Here is a 5429-nt window from a genome sequence, read left to right as displayed (position 1 = left end):
AATCCAAAAATAATTGAGAGGCTAGGACTTTTGTCCCAGCCTCTTTTTGTTTCTTATTTTTTGGTCACAATACCGATAATGGTATCAACTGCGCGTTCCATGGTTTGGAGGCTAACGTATTCAAAGCGACCATGCATATTTTCACCACCGGCAAAGATATTTGGTGTTGGAATCCCCATAAAGGAAATTTTAGATCCATCTGTACCACCGCGGATCGGTTCAATGATTGGAGTGATTCCAAGATCTTCCATGACTTCCTTAGCTAGGGTAATCGGTGTCATATCTTTTTCAATCACTTGCTTCATGTTATAGTACTGGTCTTTGAGGGTGAGGAGAACGCGTTCACTACCGAGTTCCGCATTCATCTGATCGGCAATAGATTTCATGAGGTCTTTGCGTTTTTCAAAACTTTCAGTTTCAAAGTCCCGAATGATGTAGCTGGCACTTGCTTCCTCGACAGTTCCATCGATGTTCATCAAGTGGTAGAAGCCTTCATATCCTTCGGTTAATTCTGGACGTGCTCCTTCAGGGAGTTTGTTATGGAAATCAATGGCCAATTGAAGAGCGTTGATCATTTGACCTTTGGCTGTACCTGGGTGGACATTGCGTCCTTTGAAGGTGATTTCAGCCCCAGCTGCTGAGAAGGTTTCGTATTGAAGCTCTCCAAGAGGACCACCATCGACAGTATAGGCAAAGTCTACATCGAAATCCTCTGCATCAAATTGATCTGCCCCGACTCCGATTTCTTCATCTGGACCAAAGCCGACACGGATTTCTCCGTGTTTGATTTCAGGATGAGCTGTTAGGTATTCAATAGCTGTCATGATTTCAGCGATACCTGACTTATCGTCTGCACCCAGAAGAGTAGTACCGTCCGTCGTGATCAAGGTTTGTCCCTTGTAGTTGTTCAAATGAGCAAAATCAGCTGGATCGAGTGTGAAACCAGAGTCACCAAGGGCAATGACACCCCCATCATAATTCTCAACGATTTGTGGATTGACATTTTCGGCATTAAAGTCAGCGGTATCCATGTGAGAGATAAATCCAATCTTGCGTGTAAAGCTTGGATCATTAGCTGGAAGTGTTCCAATAGCATAGCCGTTTGGTAAATAGTAGACGTTTTGAAGGCCCACGCGTTTCATCTCAGGGATCAAGACGTTTGTTGCAAAATCAACTTGTGATTGGGTACTTGGAGTGGTTGTAGAATTTTCATCTGAACGTGTGTTAACTTTTACATAGGTAATAAAACGGTCCAACAAATTTTGGTATTTCATGATCATTCTCCTTTTTCAGTTTCAATTAATTTGTGAATAGCATAGGCCACGCCATCCTCATCATTAGTCAAGGTGATGAAGTCTGCGATTTCCTTGACAGCAGCATTGCCATTTCCCATAGCGACGCTGTAGCCAGCAAAACGTAGCATTTCAAGGTCATTGTTTGCATCTCCAAGAGCCATGACCTGGTCTTTCTTGTAGCCTAATGTTTGGCTTAATGCTTGAAGAGCAGAAGCCTTGCTCGCGCCTTTTGGCAGGATTTCAAACAGGATATCCTGTGAACGAACAGTGTTAAAATCGGCCTCTAATGCAGCCTCGTGCTGAGCTTGGAAGCCATCAATAGCAGAAGGATCTCCTACATACATGGCTTGAAAAATAGGAACAAGGTTGGGCAGATCCTCTTCAGAGACAAGTGTCGGTTTAGAATTAACAATGCCCGCATCCATCGTGACAAGTTCACTGGCTTCAGGTGCGACCACTAGGTAGTGATCCATATCAAATAAGGTTAGCTGAACGTCTGTATCTTCCGTCAAAACTTGCAACCGGTGCATGTCCTCAAGGCTCAATTCTTCCTTGCCAATGATTTCCCAATTCTTAGTCGACAAGGTTGTACACCCGTTATTGATAATCATATAGTAGTTACCATCAGGTAGTCCAATCTCTTCAAAGATAGGACGTACACCCGCTAAAGGGCGCCCAGTACAGATCACAATGTCATAGCCGGCTTCATGGGCTCGGTGAAGAGCTTCAATATTGCCTTTAGATAGAGTCTTATCCTCATGCAAAAGAGTTCCGTCCAAGTCAATCGCAATTAATTTAATCATTTGATTTCCTCCAAATCAAGAGGAACAAAGCCATCAATCACTTTTCCAATCACCCCAGGTTCCTCATCTAGTGGAATGATTTGATCACTATATTTCTTATTGAGGGAAACCAGTCGAATACCGTTGGCCTCACGAAATACCCGTTTGATCAACGTTTGTCCATCAAAATCAATGGCATAAATAGCCCCTGCCTGATCATAATAGGTTTGCTTGATTAACACAACAGCCCCTTTTTCGTATTTAGGCTCGAGGGAATCTGTATGAATCCAAAAAGCCAAATCGTAAGGAATCTTTTGATCAAACCAGACGATATCAGCTTGCTTCTTATTTTGGTAAGCTGCAAAAGAATCATAGACAGAATAAGAGTGGTATTGCTTTTCAATCTTCTGTCTTTCTTTTTGATGGGTCAAGAGACTTTTTCCATAAGAGAGAAGATTTTCTTGATTTCCTTCATCGAGCTGTTTATATAATCGTTCAATCTCTGAATCAATGACCACAAAATCATTGCGCAATCGAGGGTCAATATCAGCAACTGCTACCTGGAAAAAGACTGCAATCTTCTCTAAATTTTCGGGAACGGGAAGAGAAGTTCCTTTTACATATCCAGTCAAGGTACTTGCAGGAATTCCAGTAATACGAGATAATTCGATCTGCTTTTTTCCTTGTTCTTTCAGTAATTCTCTGATCTTTTCCGATATAATCCGTAATGCCTCTTTGTCTTGAGGGCTTGCTTTTCCACGACCTCTGGCCAACGTACTCACCTCCTTGTATTTACCCTTACTATTATAATGAATTAAATCGAAAAAGTAAATAGAAATCCCTGATAAATGCGAAAAAAGATGAATTTGATCTAAATCGGATTTTCATTTTAAATTTTATCAGATATTCCTTTACTTTTTGAGGAAAAAGATCTAAGATAAGAGCAAAGGGTTCATGGAGGTGGAGCTATGATTCGTACTGTTCAAGTCAAAGATGCAGGTCAAATTAGAGATTTATGTCACCAAGCATTGGGGTATGATTCGACCCTGGAGAAAGTGGCAGCTCAGATTGAAAAATTCAATCTGCCAGATTCGGGTCATTTTTGCTTTGTTTATGAAGAGGACCAAACAGGCCATATTCTTGGTTATGTGGAAGCAGAAGTTTATGAAAGTCTCTATAGTGATGCTGGTCTAAATATTTTGGGGCTAGCGGTTTTTCCATCTGCTCAAGGACGTGGGATCGGTCGCCGATTGATGGAGCGAGTAGAAGATCTTGCCAAAAGCAAGCATTATGCTTTTATCCGTTTAAATTCTGCCTCTCATCGAAAAGAAGCTCATCTCTTTTACGAACGCATTGGCTATGAGGGAAATAAAACGCAGAAGCGATTTTTGAAAATAATGAATTAAGATAGGCAAAGGCCTATCTTTTTTGTTATAATGAAGAGTACGATTAAATTTACTAGGAAGATGATTATGCCAAATTTTGAAGAATTAAAAAAACGACAAGAGAAGATTCGGAACTTCTCGATCATCGCCCATATTGACCATGGAAAGTCAACCTTGGCCGATCGAATTTTAGAAAAAACCGAAACCGTGTCTAGTCGGGAGATGCAAGCCCAACTCCTAGATAGCATGGACCTAGAGCGGGAACGTGGGATTACCATCAAGCTTAATGCCATCGAATTGAACTACACGGCTAAAGATGGGGAAACCTATATCTTCCACTTGATTGACACACCAGGACACGTGGACTTTACCTATGAGGTTTCGCGGTCACTTGCTGCCTGTGAGGGAGCCATTCTTGTAGTGGATGCCGCTCAAGGGATTGAAGCCCAGACTCTAGCCAACGTTTACTTAGCACTGGACAATGATTTGGAAATCCTGCCAGTTATCAATAAAATCGACTTGCCAGCTGCAGATCCAGAACGTGTGCGCACAGAAGTAGAAGATGTCATCGGGTTGGATGCTAGTGAAGCTGTCCTAGCCTCTGCCAAAGCTGGTATTGGGATTGAAGAGATTTTGGAGCAGATCGTTGAGAAAGTTCCAGCACCGACGGGTGATGTTGAAGCCCCTCTTCAAGCCTTGATCTTTGACTCTGTATATGATGCCTATCGTGGGGTAATCCTTCAGGTCCGTGTGGTCAATGGAATGGTTAAACCAGGCGATAAGATCCAACTCATGAGCAATGGTAAGACCTTTGATGTCACAGAAGTTGGGATCTTTACTCCTAAAGCAGTTGGACGTGATTTCCTTGCGACTGGAGACGTTGGCTATATTGCGGCCTCTATCAAGACCGTTGCGGATACCCGTGTCGGGGATACGGTGACCCTAGCGACCAATCCAGCAAGTGAGCCACTACATGGATACAAGCAAATGAATCCAATGGTCTTTGCTGGTCTTTACCCGATTGAATCCAACAAATACAATGATCTTCGGGAAGCTTTAGAAAAATTGCAATTGAATGATGCCAGTCTTCAATTTGAGCCCGAAACGTCTCAAGCCCTTGGTTTTGGTTTCCGTTGTGGTTTCTTGGGTCTCCTTCATATGGACGTTATCCAGGAACGCTTGGAGCGTGAGTTCAACATTGACTTGATCATGACAGCACCGTCTGTTATTTACAAGGTTAATTTGACAGACGGAGAAGCACTGGATGTCTCAAACCCTTCTGAGTTTCCAGATCCAACCAAGATCGCTTCGATCGAAGAACCGTATGTCAAAGCCCAAATCATGGTGCCACAAGAGTTTGTCGGGGCTGTGATGGAACTGGCCCAACGGAAACGCGGTGATTTTGTGACCATGGACTACATCGATGAAAATCGGGTGAATGTCATCTATCAAATCCCACTTGCGGAAATTGTCTTTGATTTCTTTGATAAATTGAAATCCTCTACTCGTGGCTATGCGAGCTTTGACTATGAGTTGTCTGAATACCGTCCATCTAAATTGGTTAAAATGGATATCCTTCTCAATGGCGATACCGTCGATGCCCTCAGCTTTATCGTTCACAAGGACTTTGCCTATGAACGTGGTAAGTTGATCGTTGAGAAGCTAAAGAAGATTATCCCTCGTCAACAGTTTGAAGTGCCTATCCAAGCAGCGATCGGTCATAAGATCGTAGCCCGTACAGATATCAAGGCCCTTCGTAAGAACGTCTTGGCCAAGTGTTATGGTGGGGACGTCTCACGGAAACGCAAGCTTCTTGAAAAACAAAAAGCTGGTAAGAAACGGATGAAAGCGATTGGATCTGTAGAAGTACCACAGGAAGCCTTCTTATCTGTCTTGTCAATGGATGAAGAATAACAATTAGAGAGTGGGACAGAAATCGGTAATTCGTTAGAATTCGATTTCGTCGT

The 5429-nt window shown here is 42.7% G+C and carries 5 protein-coding genes; 2 read left to right on the top strand and 3 right to left on the bottom strand.

Features of this window, described 5'->3' with window-relative positions; translation table 11 throughout:
- Positions 1-53: 53 nt before the first annotated feature.
- From pepT to ADG03_RS01170, 3 genes are read right to left on the bottom strand one after another with little or no spacing between them, the layout of a single operon-like run.
- On the bottom strand, positions 54-1274 hold the full coding sequence (pepT, locus tag ADG03_RS01180) for a peptidase T (protein ID WP_003011473.1): 1221 nt from the start codon (positions 1272-1274) through the stop codon (positions 54-56).
- Between the two features lie 2 nt (positions 1275-1276).
- Positions 1277-2098, bottom strand: a complete 822-nt coding sequence (locus tag ADG03_RS01175) for a Cof-type HAD-IIB family hydrolase (protein ID WP_049471823.1) — start codon at positions 2096-2098, stop codon at positions 1277-1279.
- Complete coding sequence (locus ADG03_RS01170; RefSeq protein ID WP_049471822.1) at positions 2095-2850, bottom strand: LexA family transcriptional regulator; 756 nt, start codon at positions 2848-2850, stop codon at positions 2095-2097. Before ADG03_RS01170 ends, ADG03_RS01175 begins: the two co-directional genes overlap by 4 nt.
- Positions 2851-3045: 195 nt before the next feature.
- Here ADG03_RS01170 and ADG03_RS01165 point away from each other — a divergent pair, with 195 nt between their 5' ends.
- Positions 3046-3483 carry a GNAT family N-acetyltransferase gene (locus ADG03_RS01165; protein WP_049471821.1) on the top strand — a complete coding sequence of 146 codons (438 nt, stop codon included), beginning with the start codon at positions 3046-3048 and terminating at the stop codon, positions 3481-3483.
- A 66-nt stretch (positions 3484-3549) separates the two neighbouring features.
- Positions 3550-5376, top strand: coding sequence for a translation elongation factor 4 (gene lepA, locus ADG03_RS01160; RefSeq protein WP_009731117.1), 1827 nt, complete (start codon positions 3550-3552; stop codon positions 5374-5376).
- Positions 5377-5429 lie beyond the last annotated feature (53 nt).

The organism is Streptococcus parasanguinis, from assembly GCF_001069785.1.
GTDB lineage: Bacteria > Bacillota > Bacilli > Lactobacillales > Streptococcaceae > Streptococcus > Streptococcus parasanguinis_T.
This window is presented reverse-complemented; position numbering and strand designations above follow the sequence as displayed.

Bases quoted from the DNA above. Each gene is read 5' to 3' on its own strand.
- ADG03_RS01175 (WP_049471823.1), bottom strand. From the start codon at position 2,098: ATGATTAAATTAATTGCGATTGACTTGGACGGAACTCTTTTGCATGAG.
- pepT (WP_003011473.1), bottom strand. From the start codon at position 1,274: ATGAAATACCAAAATTTGTTGGACCGTTTTATTACCTATGTAAAAGTT.
- lepA (WP_009731117.1), top strand. From the start codon at position 3,550: ATGCCAAATTTTGAAGAATTAAAAAAACGACAAGAGAAGATTCGGAAC.
- ADG03_RS01165 (WP_049471821.1), top strand. From the start codon at position 3,046: ATGATTCGTACTGTTCAAGTCAAAGATGCAGGTCAAATTAGAGATTTA.